This window comes from Sphingopyxis terrae subsp. terrae NBRC 15098 (assembly GCF_001610975.1).
In the GTDB taxonomy this organism is placed as follows: domain Bacteria; phylum Pseudomonadota; class Alphaproteobacteria; order Sphingomonadales; family Sphingomonadaceae; genus Sphingopyxis; species Sphingopyxis terrae_A.
Map to the genome: position 1 here is coordinate 1,775,565 of NZ_CP013342.1, position 23,902 is coordinate 1,799,466.

General features: G+C 62.3%; 21 protein-coding genes. 10 read left to right on the plus strand and 11 right to left on the minus strand.

Annotation, left to right across the window (positions count from 1 at the left end; genetic code table 11):
* Window positions 1–27 precede the first annotated feature (27 nt).
* The 6 genes from AOA14_RS08615 to AOA14_RS08635 all read right to left on the minus strand — a co-directional run bounded on the left by AOA14_RS08615 (window position 28) and on the right by AOA14_RS08635 (window position 2,945).
* Window positions 28–678: a helix-turn-helix transcriptional regulator gene (locus AOA14_RS08615; protein WP_238929758.1), complete on the minus strand. Its 651-nt coding sequence runs from the start codon at window positions 676–678 to the stop codon at window positions 28–30.
* 396 nt (window positions 679–1,074) lie between these two features.
* A complete protein-coding gene (locus AOA14_RS20265) occupies window positions 1,075–1,200 on the minus strand; it encodes a hypothetical protein (protein ID WP_263587900.1) in 126 nt (41 codons plus the stop codon).
* Between the two features lie 10 nt (window positions 1,201–1,210).
* Window positions 1,211–1,864: an SOS response-associated peptidase gene (locus AOA14_RS08620; protein ID WP_062901485.1), complete on the minus strand. Its 654-nt coding sequence runs from the start codon at window positions 1,862–1,864 to the stop codon at window positions 1,211–1,213.
* A gap of 30 nt (window positions 1,865–1,894) precedes the next feature.
* Window positions 1,895–2,404: an SOS response-associated peptidase family protein gene (locus AOA14_RS08625; protein ID WP_062901486.1), complete on the minus strand. Its 510-nt coding sequence runs from the start codon at window positions 2,402–2,404 to the stop codon at window positions 1,895–1,897.
* Between the two features lie 18 nt (window positions 2,405–2,422).
* On the minus strand, window positions 2,423–2,752 hold the full coding sequence (locus AOA14_RS08630; protein ID WP_238929759.1) for a hypothetical protein: 330 nt from the start codon (window positions 2,750–2,752) through the stop codon (window positions 2,423–2,425).
* 1 nt (window position 2,753) lies between these two features.
* Window positions 2,754–2,945 carry a DUF6771 family protein gene (locus AOA14_RS08635; protein ID WP_062901488.1) on the minus strand — a complete coding sequence of 64 codons (192 nt, stop codon included), beginning with the start codon at window positions 2,943–2,945 and terminating at the stop codon, window positions 2,754–2,756.
* A 387-nt stretch (window positions 2,946–3,332) separates the two neighbouring features.
* On the opposite strand from AOA14_RS08635, the gene AOA14_RS08640 reads away from it, so the two are divergent.
* Together AOA14_RS08640 and AOA14_RS08645 are read left to right on the plus strand one after the other, a co-directional pair.
* Window positions 3,333–4,262, plus strand: a complete 930-nt coding sequence (locus tag AOA14_RS08640) for a nucleotidyltransferase and HEPN domain-containing protein (protein WP_062901489.1) — start codon at window positions 3,333–3,335, stop codon at window positions 4,260–4,262.
* Between the two features lie 520 nt (window positions 4,263–4,782).
* Complete coding sequence (locus tag AOA14_RS08645; RefSeq protein ID WP_062901490.1) at window positions 4,783–7,017, plus strand: ATP-binding protein; 2,235 nt, start codon at window positions 4,783–4,785, stop codon at window positions 7,015–7,017.
* A 201-nt stretch (window positions 7,018–7,218) separates the two neighbouring features.
* Here the strand turns inward: AOA14_RS08645 and AOA14_RS08650 are convergent, their stop codons facing one another.
* Window positions 7,219–7,866 (minus strand): AbiU2 domain-containing protein, encoded by a 648-nt coding sequence (locus AOA14_RS08650; protein ID WP_062901491.1) that lies wholly within the window; start codon window positions 7,864–7,866, stop codon window positions 7,219–7,221.
* A 240-nt stretch (window positions 7,867–8,106) separates the two neighbouring features.
* Between AOA14_RS08650 and AOA14_RS08660 the strand changes: the two genes are divergently transcribed.
* A protein-coding gene (locus AOA14_RS08660; protein ID WP_095387322.1) for an IS3 family transposase occupies window positions 8,107–9,278 on the plus strand; the annotation gives its coding sequence in 2 pieces (ribosomal slippage) (window positions 8,107–8,371 and window positions 8,371–9,278; 1,173 coding nt in all).
* 88 nt (window positions 9,279–9,366) lie between these two features.
* Here the strand turns inward: AOA14_RS08660 and AOA14_RS08665 are convergent.
* A complete protein-coding gene (locus tag AOA14_RS08665; RefSeq protein WP_202988442.1) occupies window positions 9,367–11,946 on the minus strand; it encodes a BTAD domain-containing putative transcriptional regulator in 2,580 nt (859 codons plus the stop codon).
* A 13-nt stretch (window positions 11,947–11,959) separates the two neighbouring features.
* On the opposite strand from AOA14_RS08665, the gene AOA14_RS08670 reads away from it, so the two are divergent.
* Genes AOA14_RS08670 through AOA14_RS08680 form a run of 3 tightly spaced genes read left to right on the plus strand, consistent with a single transcriptional unit; the run spans window position 11,960 to window position 17,183 of the window.
* Window positions 11,960–14,203 carry an alkaline phosphatase D family protein gene (locus tag AOA14_RS08670; protein WP_202988443.1) on the plus strand — a complete coding sequence of 748 codons (2,244 nt, stop codon included), beginning with the start codon at window positions 11,960–11,962 and terminating at the stop codon, window positions 14,201–14,203.
* Between the two features lie 26 nt (window positions 14,204–14,229).
* The gene (locus tag AOA14_RS08675) at window positions 14,230–16,095 is read left to right on the plus strand and encodes a DUF885 domain-containing protein (protein WP_238929760.1); all 1,866 of its coding nucleotides are present in this window, start codon (window positions 14,230–14,232) and stop codon (window positions 16,093–16,095) included.
* Complete coding sequence (locus AOA14_RS08680; RefSeq protein WP_202988444.1) at window positions 16,092–17,183, plus strand: serine hydrolase domain-containing protein; 1,092 nt, start codon at window positions 16,092–16,094, stop codon at window positions 17,181–17,183. The genes AOA14_RS08675 and AOA14_RS08680 overlap by 4 nt, the downstream gene beginning before the upstream one ends.
* Window positions 17,184–17,356: 173 nt before the next feature.
* On the opposite strand, the gene AOA14_RS08685 is transcribed toward AOA14_RS08680, so the two are convergent.
* Together AOA14_RS08685 and AOA14_RS08690 are read right to left on the minus strand one after the other, a co-directional pair.
* On the minus strand, window positions 17,357–18,274 hold the full coding sequence (locus AOA14_RS08685; protein ID WP_202988445.1) for a hypothetical protein: 918 nt from the start codon (window positions 18,272–18,274) through the stop codon (window positions 17,357–17,359).
* A gap of 168 nt (window positions 18,275–18,442) precedes the next feature.
* Window positions 18,443–19,600: a sensor histidine kinase gene (locus AOA14_RS08690; RefSeq protein ID WP_062901496.1), complete on the minus strand. Its 1,158-nt coding sequence runs from the start codon at window positions 19,598–19,600 to the stop codon at window positions 18,443–18,445.
* Between the two features lie 343 nt (window positions 19,601–19,943).
* Here AOA14_RS08690 and AOA14_RS08695 point away from each other — a divergent pair, with 343 nt between their 5' ends.
* The gene (locus AOA14_RS08695) at window positions 19,944–20,369 is read left to right on the plus strand and encodes a hypothetical protein (protein WP_202988446.1); all 426 of its coding nucleotides are present in this window, start codon (window positions 19,944–19,946) and stop codon (window positions 20,367–20,369) included.
* Window positions 20,370–20,428: 59 nt separating this feature from the next.
* Here AOA14_RS08695 and AOA14_RS08700 read toward each other — a convergent pair whose 3' ends face one another.
* Entirely contained in the window at window positions 20,429–20,827 is a 399-nt protein-coding gene (locus tag AOA14_RS08700; RefSeq protein WP_082820044.1) for a DoxX family protein, read from the minus strand.
* Between the two features lie 193 nt (window positions 20,828–21,020).
* Between AOA14_RS08700 and AOA14_RS08705 the strand changes: the two genes are divergently transcribed.
* The 3 genes from AOA14_RS08705 to AOA14_RS08715 all read left to right on the plus strand — a co-directional run bounded on the left by AOA14_RS08705 (window position 21,021) and on the right by AOA14_RS08715 (window position 23,846).
* A complete protein-coding gene (locus tag AOA14_RS08705; protein ID WP_062901498.1) occupies window positions 21,021–22,121 on the plus strand; it encodes a sensor histidine kinase in 1,101 nt (366 codons plus the stop codon).
* Window positions 22,122–22,129: 8 nt separating this feature from the next.
* Window positions 22,130–22,882, plus strand: coding sequence for a LytR/AlgR family response regulator transcription factor (locus tag AOA14_RS08710; protein ID WP_202988447.1), 753 nt, complete (start codon window positions 22,130–22,132; stop codon window positions 22,880–22,882).
* A 97-nt stretch (window positions 22,883–22,979) separates the two neighbouring features.
* Entirely contained in the window at window positions 22,980–23,846 is an 867-nt protein-coding gene (locus tag AOA14_RS08715) for a hypothetical protein (RefSeq protein WP_062901500.1), read from the plus strand.
* Window positions 23,847–23,902: the final 56 nt, after the last annotated feature.

The following is a 23,902-nucleotide window of genomic DNA, read 5'->3' on the forward strand; positions in this document are numbered from 1 at the left end:
CAAGCCTTTTGCGATTGGACCGCCGGATCAGTCGGGGCGCCACCAGTCGTAGATGTCGGAGAAGCCAATCAGACCGTCGAACAATGCACAAAGGATCAGCATCGAGCGGCAATGGACCGAATAGCGATCGCGCGCCATCTTGAGGTGGCGCACCACCGTCTCCTCGCTGATCCCGAGAATGTCTGCGATCTCGCCCGCGGTCTTGCCGCGCGCCGACCAGAGCACGCATTCGCGCTGCCGCTCGGTGAGGATGGAACGTCCTCTCAGAGGCGCCGCGCCGACGAGCTCGCGCGCCTTCGCGATCGCGACGGCACCGATGATCTCTGCGACATGGAGCATATGGCCGGGCGTGTCGGCGCGCGGCTTCACGGCAAAAGAGCAGGATCCGCTCGCCTCGCCGGGCAGATGACGCGGAACGGTGAATCCGTCGCCGACGCCGCTCTCTCGCGCGACGCTGAGAAATTGCCGATCGCCGCGCGACAGCGGAATAAAATGGTCGACATTGCGCCATTCGAAGCCGGTGAGCGATCGCTCGCCGGCGCGCCGGATCGGGTCGGTTGAGCGGAGGTCGAGGCCGATATAAATCCGCGCCCAGGCCTCGGGATAATTATGGACAAGGATTGACGCGTTATCGCCGCCGCGTCGTTCGAAGGCGAGTGCGAAATGGTCAAAACCCATACGGTCTGCGGCTTTCGCGAGCGCCGAAAAAAGATGGTCTTCATGCCCGGCGCCTGAAATTTCCCGGGCGAGTTCCTCTGTCAAATAAAACTGCTTCACGTCGATAATCGGCCGCTGGCGCGTTCCCGACCCGGCTGCCCGCGATCCGCTCCCTGGGGTCGAGCGCCGCCGGTTCCTCTCCGGGACGCGCGAGATTGGGACAAGTCACCGACGGGTCCTGATATCGCGCGCCGGACGGCAGTCTTCGCTGCCTCGGCGCGGCGATCTATCGGTTCCAACGGTCTAACGTCCCGAGAAGTGACGTAAAGCCTGTGCAAGTAGAAGATGGGACCATTTTGACATGTCATTGGCCTGACGGCCATGCGATGCGATGTCCCCGCTGCGCGAGCTATGCAGTCAGTCGCCGGTGAGCGACCGAACCGCGCCGATAATTCCAGCGATGAAGGAGCCCGCCACGATCACCGCGGCGAGCCAGAACTCGATAGCAACGGCGCGACGCTTCCACCTGGGTTTATCGGTCATCGGAACCGCATCACGGAAAGAGGTTTGGCGCCTCAGCCGGCGGGGCCTTGCGGCTGAACCATGGCACGTCGGTCCGCTCGACGGCGAGGCGGTCTGCGGGAAATTTGGCGACCAGCGCCATCGCCTCTTCGGCAGGCGCCTGGAGCCAGGCTTCATGATCTTCGGGGTGCAGAATCACGGGCATGCGGTCGTGAATATGAAACAATTCCTCGGTCGCATCGACCATCACGCCCGTATAGCAATCGCCCCATTCATCGCTCGGACGCCAGAGACCCGCCCAGGCGGCGAGCGGCTGGTCGGTGACGCTGATCCACGTCCGCGTCATGCGTCCTTTCTCGCCTTCGGCTTCGGCGAAGGAGGTGAAGGGAATGAGGCAGCGATGCGCCGGGTTGGTAAACCAGGGACGCCAGAAGGACATCAGCTTGTCGTCGCGGGCATTGTTGACGGGTTTCGGCTTGCTCGTGGGCTTCATATGCTTGAGCCGCACCGGAAAGCCCCAGGTCATCGCCTGCAGGACGCGCTCGCCGCCGTCCTGGCGGACCACGAAACCCTGACCGCCGGGATAGACGTCGCCTGGCGAGACATTGGTGGCCTGCGGCCGGCGCGCCCTGAAATAGGATGCCACTTCGTCAACCGAGCTGTTCAGCGTCACCAGATTGCACATTGACGGCTCCAGGTCAGGGACGGCTCACGGTCAGGCTGCCCCCAGCAGAGCCCCGAAGCTCTGCTGGATCGGCGGCGCGATTCTGAAGCTATTCTTGGGGAAGCGGCGCAACATGTCCAGCGGCGGTCGCGCGCGCTCGAGCCAGTCGAAAAGATCCTCGGGGTGAACCACCGCCACATGGCGGTCCTTATAAGGTGCGAGATCGTCGTAGGCAGCGACGGTGAGCGCCGCGAAACTGCCCGGCCATTCGCGGTTCTCCGGTCGCCAGACCGCCGCGATGCCCATCAACGGTTCGCCGATCAGGCTGGCCGAATAGATTGTCTTGCCCTGCTTCACCAATCCGAAGGCATCGGCAAGCAGCAGACAGGGCCGATCGATGATCGCAGTCTCGGACTTGAGCAGCGGAATCTGGATGACATCGGGATCGCGCGAAGGCAAACCCCAGTGGAGCTCCTTCTCGCGCTCGCGCACACCGTCCCAGATCATCACGCGATGCGACCTGCCGATGCCGATGAGGGCGTCGTCGCCTTCTATATCCATCGGTCTGCCTTTCGCTGGCTAGGCGCGGAAACGGCTCAGCGCGCGCTTCCATTCGCGCTCGTCGGGCATCGGCAGCCGAATGTCGTCCTTGCCAGGCTCGACCAGGTCGAGCCGGACCGGGCGTATACGCTTGCCCGTTCGCGCCTTGCAGCGCGCGCACCAGAATTTCTCGCGGGCGCGCCTAAGATCATCGTCCCACATCTTGCGCTGGAACAGCCACCAGAGGCCATAGGGATCGAAGCTTGCGCCATGCCCGCAGCGGCAAACGGGCCTGACCGCCTGATACCAGGCCGCCGCTTCGAATAAATGTGTGGCGCGCCGCTGCCCGTCTTTGGTCCAGCCGCCCACGTCACAGCGACAGCCCGAGCTGGTCGATATGCGCGGGCTCGCCATTCTCGCCCAAGCTTTCTGCGATCGCGCGCGCCAGCTCGAATGCTGCCTCGACGCGGACATGGCGGGTGGGTGCGGTAAGGCCCACGCGCGCCCAGCCGGGCGCAGTGAGCAGTGTTTCGGCGACTCGGGCGGTATCGATTCTGTCCATGCATCAATGAGAACATAGGAAGAACATTTTGGCAAGTCCGCGTGCATGTCCGCCATGCCGACATGGTCTTCCGCCACGGCGCGGCCCCGACCGGCGCGCCGCCGCCTGCTGAGCCGACGCGCGCAAAATCCCGCAGGGGCATTCCGCCCCGACCGGACCGCGATCGCAAAGCCGCGCCCTTCAAGCCAACGAGTGGCTGATCGACGCCATGCCCACCGGGCTCATCGTCTTCTCCGGCACCGGCATCCGGGACAATCTCGTCGACAAGGCACGGGCGTTCGGCATCCCTGTCTGGGATTTTCGTATCCGGGATCCGGCATCAGGTGTCGATCTGGACATGACCGCGCTTGCCATCGGGCAAGCATGTGCCCACAGAAGAAAGGAGCGATGCGGAACGATCTCGACCATCTCCCGGCCAACAAGCAGCGCGAGCTCGAGCGCGTGAAGGCGATCATCTTCGAAGAATTCGAGGATGCATTGGCGCTCGGCACGATGAGCTGGAAGAAGAAGGGGCGGATCGACAAGATCATCCTCTACGGCAGCTATGCGCGCGGCGGCTGGGTCGACGAACCGCACACGGCGAAAGGCTATCGCTCGGACTTCGACCTGCTCATCATCGTCAGCGACAAGCGGCTCATCGACAAGGTCGATGTCTGGTCGAAGCTTGACGACCGGCTGACCCGGGAACTTCTGATCGACCGGACCCTCAAGACCCCGGTGAATTTCATCGTCCACACCCTGCAGGAAGTGAACGACGGGCTCGCGCACGGCCGCTATTTCTTCATGGACGTCGCGCGCGACGGGATTGCGCTTTACGAGGCCGACGACAAGGCCTTGCATCAGCCGAAGCCGAAGACGCCTGACCAGGCGTTGGCGATGGCGAAGGAATATTTTGAGGAGTGGTTTCCTCTGGCAATGCAGCGGTTCGAGCTGTCAGCCATGGGTCGGGAGAAGGGCTATCTTAAGCCCGCGGCATTCGACCTCCACCAGAGTACCGAGTTCTTGTACCACTGCGTCCTGTTGGTGTGCACATTCTATTCGCCCCACGTTCACAATCTCGGCTTTCTGCGGACGCAAGCTGAGCGGATCGATATGCGTCTCGTCGACGCGTGGCCGCGTGAGCTGAAGGCCGATCGCGCTCGCTTCGAGAAGCTCAAGGAAGCCTATGTGAAGGCCCGCTACTCGAAACATTATCGGATCAGCGAAGCGGACCTGCTGTGGCTTGCGGCACGTGTCGAGGAACTCGGCCGGGCTGTTCATAAAATCTGTTCGGAGCGCATTGCCGAGCTTGAGGCAAACTGTCGCGCGGCGGGATAACCTCTCCCCGATCAAATTCGTACGCCAATTGGTTGCGCCGGAAACAATGTGTTGCCTGATAGCACCACACTGCAAGATTCCGTTACGGAATCCTGAATCCGCTGGCGTTTGATGTCGGCTCGACTATTGCGCGTTCCGCGACCCAAATGGAGGGCTCCTCCATTCTCCTGCGGCGACTCCTTGGGGGTCGCCGCTTTTGCATGGAAGCTTTGCGCCTGATGTCGGTCATTGGGCTGGCCCCTCTAGGATCCCAGAAGCTGCCGTAACATTAGGCCGCAGTTGCTGAAAGGATTCCACGCCCAGTAGAAATCGCTGGAGGAACTGATCACCGTCATCGGTCACAAAGCCCGAGCACAGCCCCGAATTGCACCGTACCCGCAAATTGCTGCAAGAGGGTGTCGGGGATCGAGCCGATGGAAATGGAATTCCCAGCGAAGACCTGTCCATCATGCAATCGGCGTGACAATCCCTCCGCCAGATTATAGCTTGGTGGCATGGCGCGTATTGGCCGATCCTTTCGATGAAACGAGACGCGCTCACCCAGCCGCAACGCTTCGTCGCGTTCGTGCTCAACACCGCCATCTTCTATTTCGCCTATATCTGGGCGACCGGCCACTGGCATGTCACCGGCAACGGCGAAACGCTTTGGCTTGCCTCGGCGGTCGCCTGGTGGACGCTCGGACTGCTCTCGGCGCCTTGGTACCGCCCGCCGCGCGACGCGCTGGGCGCAGCGGTTGCCGCGCTCGCCGCCTTGTTCACGCTCGACCTGAGCACTGCGCCGGCGGCGAGCTTCGAGCTCGAACTCGCCCGCGGCGCGTCTATTGGCTATGCAGGATTGGTCGGGGTCGCGGCGCTGGTCGCCGCGCTTGTCGAGCAGAACCAGCAATCGCCGCTGCGCCGGTTCAGCTATCTGCTCGCCGAACGCCTTTCGAGCGGGCCGTTCATCTTCGGCACCGCTGCGCTAATCAGCATCTTTGGTTTTTATACCGAACCGCGTCATCTGCTGATCCTCACCACCTTGTGGTTGCTGTTCGCGCTAATCCGGCCGATCGAGTTCCTACTGATATTGTGGAATGAATGGCGCGCAGAGCGAACAATTGGCAATCTTTATAGCGCCGGGCGCATCGTCCGTGTCGACGACCCCGATATCGTTCGTGTCCAGGTCACCAGTGCGGAGGCTTGGGAAGCGGGGCTGCATGTGGCTGCCCTGGCCGGCGGCACCCACCGCTATGTTATCCCGCTCTTCTCACACATCCAAGACGAGCTGATCATGGGCACGGGCCTGATCGTCGCCGAGACTCCGACCGGCCAATTGCCGCACCTTACCGGCCTAGTCTTTACTGTGGACGATGTGACGACGCGCAAAAGGCTGATCGGCGATCTGTGCGGGCAGGGCGAGGATGCCGAACTAGTCGGGTTCGTCGTCGAAGGCTCCGATATCGCCAGCATCCGCTTTGAAGTGTCTAAGCGCACTGGCATCCAGGAAGGCTCGGTAGTGTTCTGCTCGATCGACGGCAATTCCGTATTCTACCAGGTGATCAACGCCAGCACGGCCGAAGAAAGCTTCCAGCAGAACCCACGCGGCACCCATATCGTTAACGCAGCTCAACTCGGCACATGGGCGCCCGACAAGGGTTTCCAGAAATTCGCCTGGCTGCCACGGATGAACGTGCCAGTGTTTAAGCTCGCGGAAGGGGCACAGCACCCGGTCGAGATGCACCCCGGCGAGTTCATCATCGGCGAAATCCCCGGTACTGCTATGCAAGTCAAAGCATCGCTGCCCCAGATGATTGCTTATCATACTGCCATTCTCGGCGTGACCGGCACCGGTAAGACCGAGCTTGTCCTCGACTTGATCCGCGAGGCCCATGCTCAGGGTACTAAGATATTCTGCGTCGACCTGACCGGCGAGTATCGCAAGCGCCTCTCCGATCTCGCGCCTGCAGCGATCGGGCTGCGCAAGAACAAGGCCGACGAGCTCGAGGAGAAACTGTTCGCGGTGGAAACAGGCGCGTTCAAGGCGGGCGACGAGAAAAAGCTGCTGCGCAATTTCATGGAGTCCATCCGGGAAGATGCCCGCAAGCAGGTCGACAATTTCCTGCGCGAAGCCGGTTCGGCGATCGGCTTATTCGAAGTCGCCGAGGTCACGAATACCCGGGCAACCTTGCTGGCCACCGAGCTCTTCCTTTCGGAGATCATGCTCTGGGCCCGCGCGAACCGCAAAAGCCGCCGCATCCTGATCGTGTTGGAGGAAGCGCATACGATCATCCCAGAAACGGCCGGCGCTGGCTTCGACTATGACACCCAGCACGTCGTTAACAAAATCGGCCAGATTGCGTTGCAGGGCCGCAAATACGGGGTCGGGCTGTTCATCGTCTCGCAGCGTACCGCTTTGGTGAGCAAGACCATCCTGTCCCAGTGCAATACCTTCCTGACCCATGCCCTGGTCGATCAGACCAGCCTGCAATTCCTCCTCAATATCTATGACAGCGCCTATGTTCGTAGCATTCCCAACCTGCGCTTTCTTAACTTCCTTGCCTTCGGCAAGGGCGTGCTGAGCGAGCGGCCTTTGTTGCTCAGTCGGCCGCTCGACCCGACCAAGGCCGAGGCCAGCGCCGCGCTCGACGACTTTATTCCGATCGAGGAGGCGGTGCCCATTCTCGGTGCAGCACCGTCTTTGCCGGCAGAAGTCGCGGAGGATGTCGGGCTGGCGGACGGAGGCGGCGGAAAAGCTGCCGCTACGCCGGCTGGCTAGGGGCTAATGACCGTCCTGACGTAGCCTGACTTCTTGGTGCTCCATCATCCGGTCGATCAGCACGCAATAGATTCGCGGCTTTCGCATTCGAACTGATCACAAGCAGTGAGGCAGTAACCGGCCAGTACCGTCCGTCGAGGACCATCTGAGCCAACGTCCCCTTGTGGAGAGCCAGCACTCGGACCGGAATGTCGGCTTGGCTCAGTCTAATTGCCCCGGAAAGTTTCTGCGGCGGCCAGCTTCAAGATTGCGCACCATGTTGTCGACGCTGATCGCGTAGAACTCGGCTACACCGATGGCTGCGCTTTCCTTCAACTTCCACTGGTGCTCGGTGACCACCCCTATCACGGCATTCACCAGTGCGATCACGTCGTCCGCTTCGAGCGGATAGTCGGCGTAGATACGCGCTGGCTCCTTAAAATACCTCTTGTCCAGATGAGCGAAAAACTTGTCGCGGCGCCCCATTATAGCATTGATCGTTTTGCGCCGCGATTCCAGTGCATTGAGCTGCCCCTCCAGAATTTCGACCGTCGGCTGTCCGGACTTCCAAGTGATGTTCGCGCGGTTCGTTATGCAGAAATCCAAGAACGCGAATAAGCTTCCCGCTGCCCGACGCGGTTCCTCCAGCAGTCGCGCCGTTGCAAGATGCAGGTCGGTCTCAGCCGAGAAAATCAGGGGATGAAGGACTGGCTCTATCTTCCAAAGGCGGTCTCCATGGATAGCGTGCTGCCGGAGAAGCTCGCGATAGACTGCCAACTTAGGAACCAGGCCCGGAGGCTCCGTACCTTGAACCAGCGAGACATAGCGGGAAAGCCGCTCTTCATAGTTCGCCTGAATCTTGTCCTTCACGTTCTCTCCTATCACTCGTCACTGCAGTTCGATTGTCAGGCGCCGGCGGCTGGGTTGAACCGCCCCGGGATTGCCGGAGGCCCTAACTCCTGAGAGGAAGGGCCTACGATGAGTAAGACAACGAACAAATTTGCACCTGAGGTTCGCGCACGTGCGGTCCGGATGGTCCTAGATCACTGATCTGCCCCCTTCTGAGTGGTCCAAAATTGATGATATTTTGGACGACGAAGGAGATATAGAATGCCGAGCAAGAAGCATCGCCCGGAAGAGATTATCGGCAAGCTACGTGAGGCGGAGGTTGTGCTTGCGCAGGGCGCTACGACCGCCGAGGCGTGTCGTCGGATCGCGATCAGCGAGCAGACCTATTATCGGTGGCGCAAGGAATATGGCGGCCTGAAGACCGATCAGGCGCGTCGGATGAAGGATCTGGAGAAGGAGAATGCGCGGCTTCGTCGTGCGATCTCGGACCTGACGCTGGACAAGCTGATCCTGCAGGAGGCTGCCCGGGGAAACTTCTGAGCCCCGCACGCCGCAGGCGCTGTATCGACCACATCAGAATGATGATGCCGGTGTCCGAGCGGCGGCTGTGCCGCGTGCTCGGGCAGCACCGATCGACGCAGCGCAAGGCGCCACGCGGGGCGGATGACGAAGCGGCCCTCACTGAGGATATCATCGCACTGGCCCGGCAATATGGTCGTTATGGCTATCGCCGGGTGACGGCGTTGCTACGCGATGCGGGGTGGCATGTGAACCGCAAGCGGGTTGAGCGTATCTGGCGCCGCGAAGGGCTGAAGGTGCCACAAAGGCAGCCGAAGCGCGGGCGTCTGTGGCTGAACGACGGATCGTGCATCCGGCTGCGGCCAGAATATCCCGGCCATGTCTGGTCCTACGACTTCGTCGAGGGCCGGACGCACGATGGTCGCAAATACCGGATCCTGTCGATCATCGACGAGGCGAGCCGGGAGTGCCTGGCGTTGCCGGTGGCGCGTAAGCTCAAGAGCGACGACGTGCTCGCGGCACTGGCCGAGCTGTTCGTCACGCGTGGGCCGCCGGCGCATATCCGGTCGGACAACGGCCCGGAGTTTATCGCGACGGCGGTGCAGCAATGGCTCGCCCAGATCGGCGTGAAGACGCTGTATATCACGCCCGGATCGCCATGGGAGAATGGCTATTGTGAAAGCTTCAACGGATCCCTGCGCGATGAGCTGCTCAACGGCGAGATCTTCTACTCGCTCGCGGAGGCCCGGATCCTGATCGAGGCTTGGCGGCGGCATTACAACACCGTCCGGCCGCACAGCTCGCTGGGATATCGACCACCGGCGCCGGAGGCCGTTCCATCGCCAGTGTCGCCCGCCGGTTCCGCTTCGCTCCACCTGCGGCCAACACTGGCGATGGACGCGTCAATGCACTAACAATCCCAGCGGACCACTCGGTGGGGGCCGGTCAAACTGGAACGAGACATTTTTGGTCTACCGCGTCCCCATTGAGGACAATTCCGGGCTACTGCTCCCAGTCGATTGCGAAGAGGCGGATTTCCAATGCGCGGACCGGGACGATCAGCGAGCCATCACGGGCCACCGCAAAGGGGGAGGCGCGGCTAAGGTCGGCAGCGCTCCCGATCGCTTCATCTCGGCCGCTCGGTAAGTGGTGACGTCGCAACGTGCCGAAGGGAAGCGCGGTCGGCCGTGCAGCATAGTAGAGATAGTCGCCGTCGATCGCCCAATTGCGCCAGTCGGAGGGCGCGAAGTCTTTAACGAGCAGCCGTTCCCCGGCGGTGGTCGCCGGGAGCGCCGGGGGTAAAGCATGGCTCCAGATGCCGGCGCGGCCGGGATATAGATAAAAAAGCGTGTGGCCATCGGGCGACAAGCGAAAGTCGCCTGGTCCGGGAGGGGTGACAGGAACCGCCGCTTGCGGCCTCGGGTCGGCGGCAAATGTTATGGGCAGGCGCCAAATGCGCGACTGTCCGCCGCGCCGCGACGAAAAAAAGATCGACCGGCTATCGCTCGCCCATTGCGGCCCCGAATCCTCGCTTGCATCCGCTGTGAGACGGCGCAGCTGGCTGCCATCGGCATTGACGAGATAGAGATCGCTCATTCCGTCCCGCATCGCTGCGAAGGCAATCCATTGCCCGTCCGGAGACCAGACTGGATCGCTGAGCTGCCAGCCATCGCCGTGCGTTAGCTGGCGGGCTGGCGCATCGGACCGGTCGGCGGACCAGAGCTGATCCTCGCCCGAGCGCCGCGAAACGAACAGGATTTGTCCCTGCGGGCCGATGCTCGGAAAACGGTCGCTGGGGCCAGTCGAAGCCCGGATGGACTGTAGCCGCCCATCGACCAGCCGCATCAACCTGTTGGAGTCGAGCGCCGTTTCGACGACGGCACGGTTGGCGTCGCGTGCTTGCGAAACGCGTCGATAGTCGAGAAGCCCCGACGAAATGCGCTGCGGCTGGCCCCCACGCGCGGCTATCCACCACAGGCCGGCATCGCCGCCACGGGTCGATGCGTAGAAGAGGCCATCGCCGCTACGGTCCCAGGCAAGGCCGCTTACGGTCCCGCTGTCTTGTGTCAGACGCCGCCCCTTGTCTCCGCGCGCATCGAGAGTGAAGACGTCGGCCCTGTTCGCGCCGAATTGCCGGGCGAAGGCAATCCGGCCACTCGAAGAAATCTGCGGAAAGTCGTCACCGAATGATCCGGCTGGAGGCTCTGAAAGCGAACGCGTCGCTCCGCTTTCAATGTCCATAAGGTAAAGGCGGAGAGGATCGTCGCTGTTGGCCGCATCGGTGAACAGCAGGTGACGTGGATCAGCCCATGCAAGCGCCGCAGTGCCGGCGGTAAGGCATCGACCGATCGCGCGCTCCGTTGCAGCTGCAACGGTCATGACATGGATCGTGCAGGGCTTGCGTCCACCGTCCACCGTTCGTGTGAAGGCGATTTCGGTTCCTGCGGGTGACCAGGCGGCATTGTCGTCAACCTCGGGCGCGTCGGTCAGGCGTCTCGCCTGCGCCGAGCCGAGCGACAGCATATAGAGATCGACATTGTCGGAAGACCGTGGGCGGGCGGTGACGATGACCCGGGTACCATCGTTTGACAGCGCTGGCCGACCCGAAACGACAAGCTCGGTTTCAATCGGCGAAAGGCGCGCCACGCGCGGCGCCTTCGGTCGATCGATGGCGTACCAGCCTGCCGCCCCTAGCGCGCCGATGACCAAGAGCGAGGCAATCCAGGGCCAACGCCGCTTGCGGGCGAGGGGTTGCGCCGGGCGAGCCATTTCTGAGCCAGGCTGGACCGGTGGCGGCGCCCGGCCGGCGGAGTCGAGGACCGGCTTGCTCTCGGCCTGCGGCGTTCCGCCGGTGCGGCGGCGCCCGGCAATATCTTCGAACAGCGCGGTGGTTTCCGCTTCCGGCTCGACGCCGAGGTCGCCTGCCAACCGGCTTCGAAAGTCCTGATAATGCGCGATCGCTGCAGCAGCCCGCCGCTGTCGCCGATGCCCATCCATGATCGCCCGGTGCGCCTTTTCGTCATAAGGATCGAGCGTGACGAGCCGCAGCGCCGTCGCCAAGGTCGATGCGTCGGCCGGCTGCCTTGCGTCCTGCAGATCGAGCAGGCGGCGCAGCGCCCAAATGGCGATGTTGCGCAGCCGCTGACGCTCGATCGCGACCCATTCGTCAAAAGCGGGTGCATTACGCAAGGCGAGATCGCTCAGAAAATCGCCGGTGTAGAGCGTGCAGGCTGCGTCGAGCAGCGCCGGGTCGTCGCCAGCACTTGCCACGGCAGCTTCGAAAATGGCGCTGTCAGCGCTCCAGTTTTGCCCAAGACGGATGCTGTCGACGTCGGCGGAGATCGGCGTTTCGGCATCGAAGCCGTCCAACTGTTTGCGGAGCGTCCAGAGAACCTTGCGGACATGGAGCCGGCCCTGCTCGGCATCGGCATTCTCCCACAGCAATGCGGCAAGCCGTGCGCGTGCCGCGGCGCGCTCCGGACTGCACGCCAGATAGGCGAGCAGCGCGAAACTCTTGCGCGTGGGAAGGCTGATGGGAGTCCCGTCCGGCGCGCGCAATTCGTTGCGCCCCAGGAGGGACAAAGTCCAATTCCCCATGGGACGGCACCACTCCGGAAATTTCTTGTTGTTTTGTCGAAGTAACACAGTCGTTCGTCGGATTCCACGGCAATTCCACGCGCCGGGAACGGCTGCGGCACGCCGATCTGGAACTGGCGATCCGTCGGTCCCGGCGGACGACACGAGATCGAGGAGCAAAAGAGGCATGCCGATGCAAAACCGGCGCGAACTGATGAAAATGGCAGCGGCCATGGGCGCCACCCTGGCCTGGCCTGCGCCTGTGCGTGCGGCGGACGCAGGGGTCGAGGACCGCAGCGCCTTTCCGCAAGGCGTCGCGTCGGGCGATCCGACCTGCGACAGCATATTGCTGTGGACGCGCCGCCCGCCGACCGCGGGACGCAAGGCATCGCGTTTAACGGTAGAAGTCGCGGAGACATCCGATTTCGACAATATTCTGGTATCGGGGACTCGTTCGATCGACGCCGACGGCGACTGGACGTGCCGGATACTGGTCACCGGCCTGCACTGCGATCGCACCTACTGGTACCGCTTTCGCGATGAGCATGGGCGCTTGAGCCGAACCGGTCGAACCTTTACCGCGCCGAGTCCCGACGCCGAGCGCGAGGCGCGCTTTGCCTTCGTCAGCTGCCAGAATGTCAACATGGGCTATGCGACGGCCTTCCGGCGCATGATTGCCGAGGACTGCGCGAGGCCTGCGCACGAGCAGCTGCGTTTCGTCCTCCATCTCGGCGACTTCATCTACGAAATGCTCTTCTATCCTGAGGATTTACCCGGCGGGATGCTGCAGGGCCGGCCGATGAGAGGCCATGTCCGGGTGCCCGAGGGTGAAAAAATCGGTGTCTATCATGTTCCGCGCGGAGTCGACGACTATCGCGCGATATACCGCGCCTATCTGGAGGACCCAGACATTCAGGATGCGCGGGCGCGTTGGCCGTTCATTTGCGTGTGGGACAACCATGAGTTTTCGAACCGCGGCTGGCAAAGCGTCGCCGTCTATGATCGCGCCCGGGCTGCGCAGCGGCTACGCGTTGCGGCAAACCAGGCCTGGTTTGAATATGTGCCGGCACGCGTGTCGCAGCCCGGCGAGGCCGACCCGATGCGCTTTCGGGCGCCCGCCGTTGCAGACGTACCGCTTGCAGAACCCATTCGCGATAGCGCCGCTAGGGAGCCGAATAATCAGCGCGCCATTCACAGCTTGCGGATATATCGCGACTTGCGCTGGGGCGCGCTGCTCCATCTGCTGCTCACCGACACGCGGTCCTTCCGGACGCAGCCGGTCTATGAAGCCGATTTCGCCGCTCCTTTCCGCCGCGGGATGCCTCCCTATTTCGCCCCGCAGAAGGTGGTCGAGATTCTTGACGCCGGGAAGAGTTTCGCGGGCGGGAATCCGCCCGCCGAGATTGTTTACGGCGGCATCGCGATCGCGAATCCCGCTGCCGGGATGGAAGCGGGCACCATGCTGGGCGAAGAGCAGAAGCGCTGGTTTCTCGATCGCCTTCGCGGATCGACCGCGCGATGGAAATTCTGGGGTAACTCGGTCGCGATGACCGACATTCGCGCCGACCTGGGCAATTTGCCGGCATCTCTGGCGACATCGGCCAAGCTCGACGGCTTCGCCATTACCAACACCCACGACTGGGGCGGCTATCCGACCGAACGCGCAGAGATATTAGGCGCGGCGCGAGCGGCGGGGGTGAGCAATTTCGTGTCGCTGGCGGGCGATCGACATGCCTTTTGCGCAGGGACGGTCTCGGCGTCGCTGTGCCCCGGAAAATTTGCGCCCGTCGCCGCCGAATTTGTCGTGGGATCGATCGGAACGCCCACGCTCGCCGAAGCCGCGGCGCATGCGGTTCCCGATGATCACCCGCTGCGCCCGCTCTATCTGCAAGGCGACGATGCTGCACCCGCGATTAATATGACCGTCACGCACGGCGTTGCCGCCAGCCTGCAGCTTGCCGAGGATGGCGATCGGAGCGCGGCGCTGGCGCTGCGAAATCCCGACGTGGCGCCGCATCTCGCCTTTGCCGATATGGCCGGACACGGATTTGCCACTGTTCGGGTCACCGCATCTGCGATCGACGTCGAATTCATCTGCGTCCCGGCGCCGATTACCGATGCCGACCCGGATCCCCTCTATCGCGTGACGCATCGGGTGGCCGCCTGGGCGCCGGGCGAGCGGCCCGGGGTCGGGCGTCTGGATGCAGACGGTCCCGCGCTTGCGGCACGCTTTCTCGATCTTGACCCGACAGGCCGCGAATAATCGACCTCCAACTGACAGGAATGAAGATGATGACGAAAATCGAACTGCGGCCGCTTCGAGCGGCCCTGATGCTCTGCGCGGCCATCCCCGGTGCCGTGCAGCCTGCCGCCGCGGATACGGCCTCGCCAAGCGAGCCCGCCGCGGCGGCAGATGCGGAACTTGACGCGCTGATGCTCGAAGTGTTCCGCACGACGGTCAAGGAGCAGCCGCAATCGATGACGCTGCTTGGGCTGGACAGCGGCAAAAACAGCTGGGCGAGGTCGGCGCTCGACGATCTATCGGCTGAGGCGCGGGCCGCCTCGCGTCTGCGCAGCGCGGCATTGCTTACGCGTCTGAATGCCGTCGACCGTAGGGCGCTCTCGCCGCGTCAGAGGCGCAATTATGACGCCGTCATCTTTCAGCTTCGCGTTGCGGGCGAGGGCGAGCAGCGGTTCGATTATGGTGCCGCCGCTTATCCTGCGCCCTATAGCGTCTCGCAGCTCGACGGTGCCTATCGCGACATACCTGACCTTCTCTCCGAGCAGCACCCGCTCGAGACCGAAGCCGATGCCGAGGCCTATCTTGCGCGCCTTGGTGCCTTTGCCACATCACTTGATCAGCAGAGCGCGCAGGTGCGCCGCGAAGCCGCGGAGGGCGCTGCGCCTCCGGACTTCATACTTGCGCGCACGCTTGAGCAGCTGGGCGCACTGCGAGCGGCTGATCCGGCGGCTTCGATCCTCGTGACGGCCTTCGCCAAGCGATTGGCTGCCGCCAATCTCGATGCGGCGCATGTCGGCCGTGCGGTCGAGATCGTGCAGACTTCAGTAACGCCTGCTCTCGATCGTCAGATCGCACTTATTCGGTCGCTGCAACCTGCCGCGACGCACGATGCCGGTGTCTGGCGCTTGCCCGACGGGGACGCCTATTATGACTTCGCGCTCCGCTATTTTACGACCACTGACCTGTCGGCCGAGGAAATTCATCGGATAGGTCTGCGGCAGGTTGCCGAAATTAGCTCGGAAATCGATCGGATTCTCCAATCGCAGGGTATGACGGAAGGCAGCGTCGGCGCGCGGCTGGCAAGGCTTCAGCGCCAGCCTGACCAAATCTATCCCAACGATGCGGCGGGACGGGCGCAGCTGCTCGACGATCTCAATCAGCACGCAGCTGCCATGCGAACGCAATTACCCCGCTATTTCGGCGTTCTGGCAAAGGCCCCGCTCGAAATTCGCCGTGTTCCGGAAGCGATCGAGGCGGGCGCGCCGGGCGGCTATTATTATCCGCCGGCACTCGATGGCTCGCGCGGCGGCATCTATTATATTAATTTGCGCGATACGGCCGAATGGCCACGCTGGCGTCTGCCCACGCTCAGCGTGCATGAAGGCGTTCCGGGCCATCACTGGCAGCTATCAATTGCCGCTGAAACGCCGAAGATGCCGCCGCTGCGCCAGATCATGAGCTATTCGGCCTATTCGGAGGGCTGGGGGCTTTATGCCGAGCAACTCGCCGACGAGATGGGAGCCTATCGCGACGATCCGCTCGGACGTGTCGGCTATTTGCAGAGCCAGCTATTCCGGGCGGCACGGCTCGTTGTCGATACCGGTATCCACCGGATGCGTTGGTCGCGCGAGAAGGCGATACGATATTTCATGGATACGCTGGGCGAGGCCGAGAGCAAAGCGACAACCGAGGTCGAACGCTATGCGGTTCATCCCGGCCAAGCGACTAGCTACAAGGTCGGGCATAACCGGCTAGTCGAGCTTCGATCGAAGGCCGAGCGCGCGCTCGGCGAACGTTTCGACCTCAAGGCCTTCCACGACACCATATTGCTCGCCGGTGCGATGCCGCTGGCGGCGCTGGAAACCGTTGTCGACGAATGGATCGCCGATTGCCTTCATGGAAAGAGCGCATGAAGCGGTCGATGACTCTCTTCGCCGCGTTGTGCCTCGCTCTCTGCTCCACGCTGCCGGCATGCGCATCTCAAGTAGCAAATGCACCGTCCGACATTTTCGAGGCCGTTCGCAAGCTGCGCTATCCCACCGCCATTTACGTGTTGCGCGACGATGGTGACAGCGTAGCGGCGACAGGCATGGCCGACGCCGATGCAGGCCGTCCGCTTGGGGTCGACACCCCTTTGCGGATCGCATCCAACACCAAGACGTTCACCGCAGCCACCGTCCTGCGGCTTTGGGAGCAGGGACGAATTGACCTCGACGCGCCGATTGTCGAGCTGATAGCGCCCGAATTCGACAGGCTTCTGCGTTCCGACGGCTACGATCCCGGGCGGATCACCGTTCGACACTTGCTCAGTCATAGCGCAGGGCTTTCCGACCACGGCAGCGATCCGCGCTTTGCCAAGCGCTTTCTTGCCGATCCGGCGCGGGTGTGGAAACCCATCGAACTCGTCGCGTTGATGACTGAATATGCCGACCCCCAAAGCGAGCCCGGCACCGAATTTCGCTATTCCGACGACGGCTATATCTTGCTTGGCCATATCATCGAGCGCATAACCGGACAAACGCTTGCAGCGGCGGTACGCGAGCAACTCGCTCTCAATCGCCTCGGGCTTACCGATAGCTGGTGGGAAATCATGGAAGAACCGCCGGTGGGCACTCGTCCGCGCGCGCGACAATGGCTTGGCGATCATGACGTAACGGACGTCAACGCGTCTATCGACCTTTACGGCGGCGGCGGACTGCTCATGTCCGCGCGCGACATGGCGCGTTTTTTCAAGGCGCTTTTCGAAGGCAGGGTGTTCGCGCGATCAGAAACCTTGCAAGAGATGCTGCGTCCGGGACAACACAAAGGCAGCGATCAGTACCGGTTGGGGATATTTGTCGGCCATATCGGAGGGCGCGATGTCTATTGGCACAGCGGCTTTTGGGGAACCTACGCTCTCTATGACCCGGCGACGAGAACCGCTGCTGCGGGTGTGACGACGAACCAAGAGGGGTACGGCGACTTGGTGTCCATCGTGCGCGCGAAAGTGCCCATGCGGTGATTCTGCGCGAAGATGCCGCTGCGCTGATCGGCTAGTATTCCGACCATCCGAACCTGACTATTCGTTGTACCCGTCAGATGCTCGCGAAGGTCAGCTGTCTCAAGCTGACGCCCGGAAGCCGCATGTCTGGAATCGGCCATTGATGCTCTCTGATAAGCTTTCGAATTGCTAATTCATGGTGAACTCTTGCCGGGCAGCGCCGCTTTCGGCGCGGGCCCGGCTTCCGGATTGCGGATGATCCAGCCGCGACCCTCGCGCAAGTCGAGCGTGATGATCCAGTCGTGCAAAAAGGGCATGCCCAGATTGCCGTCCATGATCATGTCGGGTGTGAACATATGCTGTGACTCGATTTCGACGCCATCGGCCACCTTGAAATGCCCCGATTGAGGTCCCTCTGCGTCAGCCTGCAAGCCGAATAGCGAGGCGTTGTGCTTCGCCACCAGCACGGTGCCCCCATTGCCCGAGTCGAGTTCCATCCAGACGGGGCCGCGCGGCGTAGGCACTTCCGCCATCACGGCGAGCGCGGTGCCCTCCACCTCGCGCTTCAAGCGGATCGGGAAGGGATGCATCCAGTGTATGCGTTCAGCAAGGCTCGCCGGAGATTCCACGATGATCTCGCCTTCGCCAAGGTTCAAGGTAATGGCCCGCCCTTCAAACATGTTGAGCGCGGCGATTCCTTCCAGTTCGGCGTCGGCAGGATTGAGCTTCCCGAGATTGATCGCGCCGAGAAGCGGCGGCCTGAAAGCGCGACCGGCGATGACGATATCCATGGCATTGCAGCGGGGACCATCGCCCCGTTGCCCAAACATCCGAAAGCCTGTCACGCGGCCCCACAGCTCGCACTTTGCTGCCGCAAGAGCATCGGGATGGAGCAGCGTCAGACCAGCGCCGGAATCGAACAGCAGCTTGCGTTCCGCCCCGCCGAACTCGGCGCGAAGCATCCAACGCGTGCGCCAGCGTTCCAGCGGTATGACCGCGTCCGGAGACGCATCTGTGCGCGGCGTGACCTGCTCTCTCGCCTGCGCGGGCGAGGAGGTGGAAATCTGAGCCAGGGCTAGCGAGGCTCCCAGTAAAAGACTGCGAAATTTCATTCTGCACCTCATCGATAAGGCCCAAGTGCCGCCATCATCATTTTCGATTGAGCGGCTCTGCCTTCAACTTTTGGGTAAGGCGGCGCGCGGTTCGCCGGCTCCGTGTCTTCGGAAAGCGCGCGAGGAAAATCTTGATGCTTCATACGAATGTCAATGCTGCTGACTGCATCAGGATCGGCCGCCGAATGCACGCCGGCTATAGGAGGGGCTTCTCGCCGTGACTTGCATCAAGGCGCGACTTCCGCGGGCTTGGCAGGGCATCAGCGGAATATGAAGGGTCGCGGTGAAACCGGACTCGCTGGCCGACGTGTGCAATTGCCCCCTCTCTCCGTAAAGTACGGCCAGCCGGTCACGAATGTTGCGAAGTCCGACCCCTGTTCCATTTTCTGGTCCGGGCAGTTCGGCTCTCCCGTCATCGCTTACGCAGATTGTCAGCATATCGTCCGCGGCACGGGCCACGATGGAAATCGTGGCACCGAGCCGCGACGAAGCCACAGCATATTTGACGGCGTTCTCGACCAGCGGCTGGAGGATGAAGCCTGGAACACTCGCGTTGCCAAGATCGGCCGGGCAGTCGATTTCGACCTTGAGCCGCTCGCCGAAACGAATGGCTTCCATGTCGAGATAGGCTTCGATCGTCGCAATCTCATCGGCAAGTGCAATAGGCGTTTTGACATCGCCGCCCAGATTGATTTGGAAAAAAGTAGCCAGTTTCATAGTCATCGCATCGGCATCGTCGGGGCGGCCCTGCACGATCAGGCTCGATATCGCGTTCAATGTGTTCAGCAGAAAATGCGGGTTGAGCTGGAAGCGTAGCGCTTCGATCCGAGCATCCTGTGCGCGGGCTTCGGCTGCCGCGGCAAGCATCTCCTGCTTCTTGGCGCGCTCGCTGATGCCAAGGGCCCAGAACAGCGTGACGTTGAGGCAGAAAGTCCAGGTGTAGAGGATGAAGACAAAACCAATTCGCCTGAAATCGATATTGGTCCAGCTTTGCCACTCGGGAAATAATGTGTCCGTGAGCCACCGATAAAGCACAAGATCGAGGGCGCTCTGAAGGGCGCCGGCGCAAAGGCAGCCGACGAGGATTGACGGCCAGCGCAGCGCCGGCGCGGCCGGCTCGAGGCGTTGCCAGAGAAAAAAGAGCGCCATGGCCAGGCTCAGCGCGGTGAGGCAGAGGGGCAGCTGGATCATGGCCTGCACCAAAAAGCCTCGCCCCATCAGTCCGGCCAGTATCGCAACCAGCGCAAAGCCGAAACCCCACAGGATCAGCGAAACCCGCGCCGCGGGCGATGCTGCGGCGCATGCGATAAAACTGCGATCCTGCATGCTTCCTCCTTGCGAACCGGCGGATCCATTGCTGCGCATGTTCTTGCCGGGTTGCGGGCAGATTGGCGGGCGGGCGAGTCGGCCCAAGCGTCAGCGGTCAGGACGCCTAGCCGATATCGCGACAAACAAGCCTCTCGTCGCGACCAAGTCCGACATTTGCAAGACAAAGATCGCTTTACAGTCCCGGCGGGCGTTTCTTCGCTTGGTACTGCCAGTTCATTTCGATCGAATGCGCAGCCGGCCCGAACGCGGCAGGGGCGGGCTTGATCGCAATCGGCTCTCGCGATGGATAAGCTCGGGGCAAGCTCGGCCTTTGACCTCATCAATGTGCAAGGAGCCGATAATGCGTAAAATTCAATGGTCGATACTGGGCAGCCTGATCGCGGCGACATTGCTCGTGCCGGCGCCGTCCTATGCCAAAAAGCAGGCGGAGGCACCGGCCTTCCAAACGGTAAAGCCTGGAGACCGGGAAATGAGCTGCGAGGCGCTGGCTGCGGAAATCAATTCGCTCGACGGGCAGCGGCAGGCGGATGCGAGTGCCAAGCAGAAGAAAAAGAAGGGTCTTGGCTTTCTCAAGATGCTCGGTGCCGCCAGCCCGATCCTCGGGGTTGCCGGTAGCGGCGGCGCGGTCGCCTCTACCGCAATGGGCGCCGCCGGGTCCGTAGCGGGCGGGATGGGCGGCTCTGGTCAAGAGGATGCCGAGGCGATGCTCCAGCGCAACCAGCGCAAGCAGCGGCTGATGGGCATATTCGACGAGAAGAAGTGCTGATCATGACATCGGTGGGGCGTCAGAGGGCACCCCGCCGATGTCTTCCGACCCTCTGCTCTCTACTGCCTATCTGCAGTTTCAATATAGTCTAGCCAAGGCTGCCAGCTCTTCGAACCTCTCACGCCCGCCCAGGTCATGATCCCGAGGATTACGCATATCCACTGCGGGGGTGAGGCCAGTTCGCCCAGCCGGACATGAGCGCAAATTGCCCCGCCAAGAAAGCCGGTGATGCAAATCGCTCCGAGCAGCGCTGTCCGCGGGACGGCATAGAGAAGGATCGAGACGGCGAGAATGGCGGCAATCTGCGGCGCTTGCGCCGCTTCAAAGCCCGTCGCTGCAAATTCCGCCGCGAGGGCGTCTGGACGAAATGCCATCACGGCGGCATCCGCCCCCAGAATCAATATAGCCGATAGGCGCAAAGCCAGTGCCAGCCGGCGGCGCGTCGCTGAAGTGATCATCGCTTTTCTCCACGGCGCGACTGTCGCGCCCTCCATGAGCAATCACAGGGGCGGGCGGTATGGCGATGGATGCGCGACAAAGCTCGACGCGCAAGCGACGACGAAATCATCCCCGTCCGAAATTCGACCAACGCGGACCTTGATGCGACCAATCCGGTCGGCCGAAACGCCAGCCTGTGCTAAGACGCGCGCCGTGAACCGGCTCCCGACTTTCCGCCTCAAACTGAAGGGTTTTGCGCTTGGCGCAGCGATGACCCTGATATTTTGGGTCATGGTACTTCTACTATGGGCCGCGCAGGACATCGCCTCGGGCAAACCGATACCCGATGCGCTGAAAGTCCTTCAGGCGATGACTTTGGGGCTGGGCGTGATATTCTGCGGAGCGCTGGCCGGGTTCATCATGCTCGCCCGGAGGCTGCCCAATCCCGCAATGACGGCTCTTGTCGCGCTTGTCACGACGGCGCTCGCCCTGCTGCATGCGCTAATCGATGCGATATTGATGCAGATATTGGGTCCGTCGATGGGAATGCGGTCGATGCCGCTGGCGGAATTGTTCAACCGCAGCCTGATGCCTTTCGTCCTCATATACGGATTTTATGCCTTGGCGCTCGGCCTGCGGCTTAGCGAGAATGCGGTTCGGGACAGCGCGAGACGCTTGGTCGAGGCGCGCAGCGCGGCTCAAGGCGCTGAACTCGCCGCCCTGCGATTCCAGCTCAACCCGCATTTCCTGTTCAATACTCTCAATTCCATTTCATCGCTCATTGTCACGAATGCGTCGGCGGAAGCTGACCGATTGACGATGCGGCTGTCCGACTTCCTGCGCCTGACCTTCGAGGCCGACCCCGAGGCCGAGGTGACGCTGGTCGAAGAATGGGCGATCGCGCAGGCCTATCTGGATATTGAAGCGGCTCGCTTTCCCGGGCGGCTGCAGGTGACGTTCGACTGCGAGAGCGCTCTTCTCGACGCGCACGTGCCGACATTTCTTTTGCAGCCGATTGTCGAAAATGCCGTCAAGCACGCGGTGCAGACTTCGCGCCGGCTGGTTACGCTCAGTGTCCGTTGCCGTCAGGTGGACGACCGGCTGCATTTGATGGTCGAGGACGATGGGGGCAGAGCGGCCGCCCTTCCATCCGAAGATAGAGAAGGGAGCGGATCGGGGCTGCGAAACGTGCGGGGCAGGATGGCGGCCTTTTATGGCGACGATGCCGCGGTCAATATCTGCGCGAGCGACAGAGGGTTCGCTGTGGAGCTGACCCTTCCGCTGCGGCGGGCAATGAAAAGGGCGACGGCGTGATGCGTATATTGCTGGTCGATGATGAACCTCTTGCTGCCGCGCGGCTGCGCGTGGCGCTCGATAAGATGGACGATGTCGAGGTTGTCGGAAGCGCCTCCGATGGCGAGGAAGCAGGGCGTCAGATCGCGCAGCTCGATCCCGATATGGTCCTCCTCGATATACAGATGCCCGAAGTCAGCGGGATGGAGCTGGCACATCGCCTGGCCGATGCGCCGCGCCGGCCCGAACTTGTGTTCGTTACGGCCTTCAACGATTTCGCAATGGAAGCTTTCAACGTCGACGCGGTCGACTATCTTCTCAAGCCAGTCAGCTTTGACAGGTTGCGAATGGCGATCGATCGCGTCCGCCGTCGCCGCGCTCTGCCGGATCCCGACGCCTTCGTGCGAGCGGATCCCGCCGGGACGGATCGGGGTGATGGGGGCCAAGCTAGCTATGACGATGGAATATGGGTCCCTGGACGGGGAGGCGCGGTGCGTGTGCCTATCGAGGCGATCGACCGGATCGAAGCGGCGCGCGATTATGTGCTGCTCAACACGGCGACCAAATGCTATATTTTGCGGGCGCGAATGACCGAAATCGAACAGCGTATCGACCCGAAGATCATGATCCGGATCCATCGCTCGCATATGGTCCGCATTGATAGTGTTGTGGGTATCGAGCGGCCCGGCAAAGGGGTGTTGCGCCTGCTTCTGAACGATGGCGCCGCGCTTCAGGTCGGATCCAACTTCCAAGCCAACGTCGTCCGGGCCCTGCGGCTTTAGCGCTTGATCTTGGTCCCGCGACAATGCTTGTCGCGGGGCGAACGGGGCTGGTCGCAGCGCGGTTTACGTCGCGGCGAAAGTAAGGCCGGTTGGGGAAATGGCGCATGTCACCCCATTCCGAAGCGGCGTTGGATTATTCACGCGTACGCTGTCCTTTTCCGTCCTGCCGCTTGTCGTCGCATACGCTTTAGCCGCGGAGCCCGGCGCCGATCCTGTCGATCGGATGATCGCGACTGAGCTCAGTTTTGCGGCCGACGCGCAGCGGATCGGCATCGCACCAGCGTTCCGCCGCCATGCCGCGCCCGATGGCATATTGATGCGGCCCGACCCGGCGCCAGCGCTCGAAGTCCTGCAAGGCAATGTCGATACGCCGGGTGTGCGTCTCGAATGGAAACCTGCAATCGCGGGCATGTCGCTCTCGGGCGACCTTGGCTTCACCACCGGACCTTATCGTCTGTTCCAGGGTGCCGAGGTCATGAACGGCGACACGCTGACCGTCTGGGTGCGTGGCGCTGATGGCCGGTGGGGCTGGCTTCTCGATCATGGGCTGCTGCCGATCAAGGCGTCTGCGCCGGCCGGTCTGCCGGGTGAGGTCGCAATTATGCGCCAAGGGCAGCCCGGCCCTCGTCGACGACCGTCGGGTGTGATCGATGCCGATGCGGCGCTGAATGCGGAAGTCATCGCGCAGGGGACTGCGGTAATTCCTGGCCATCTCGCAGACGACGGATTCGTCTTACGGCTGCAGCGAGGAAGGGTTCCAAAAGCGGCGGCCGTCGACGCCGTCGGAGATAATCTGCGCGTCTCCACAGCTCAAAGATTCGGTATGCGGGTTTCGCGCGCCGAGGATTTGGCAACCACATATGGTCGATTGACCTTCGATGGCGCGCAACCTTCGCGCAACTATGTCCGCATCTGGCGCCACGACGTGAGCGGTTGGCAATTGCTGGTCGACCTCATCAACTGATTTCCCTCCCCGGGAAAGAAGGGTGCGCAGCTTGCCGCGACGGTGATCCGCGCACC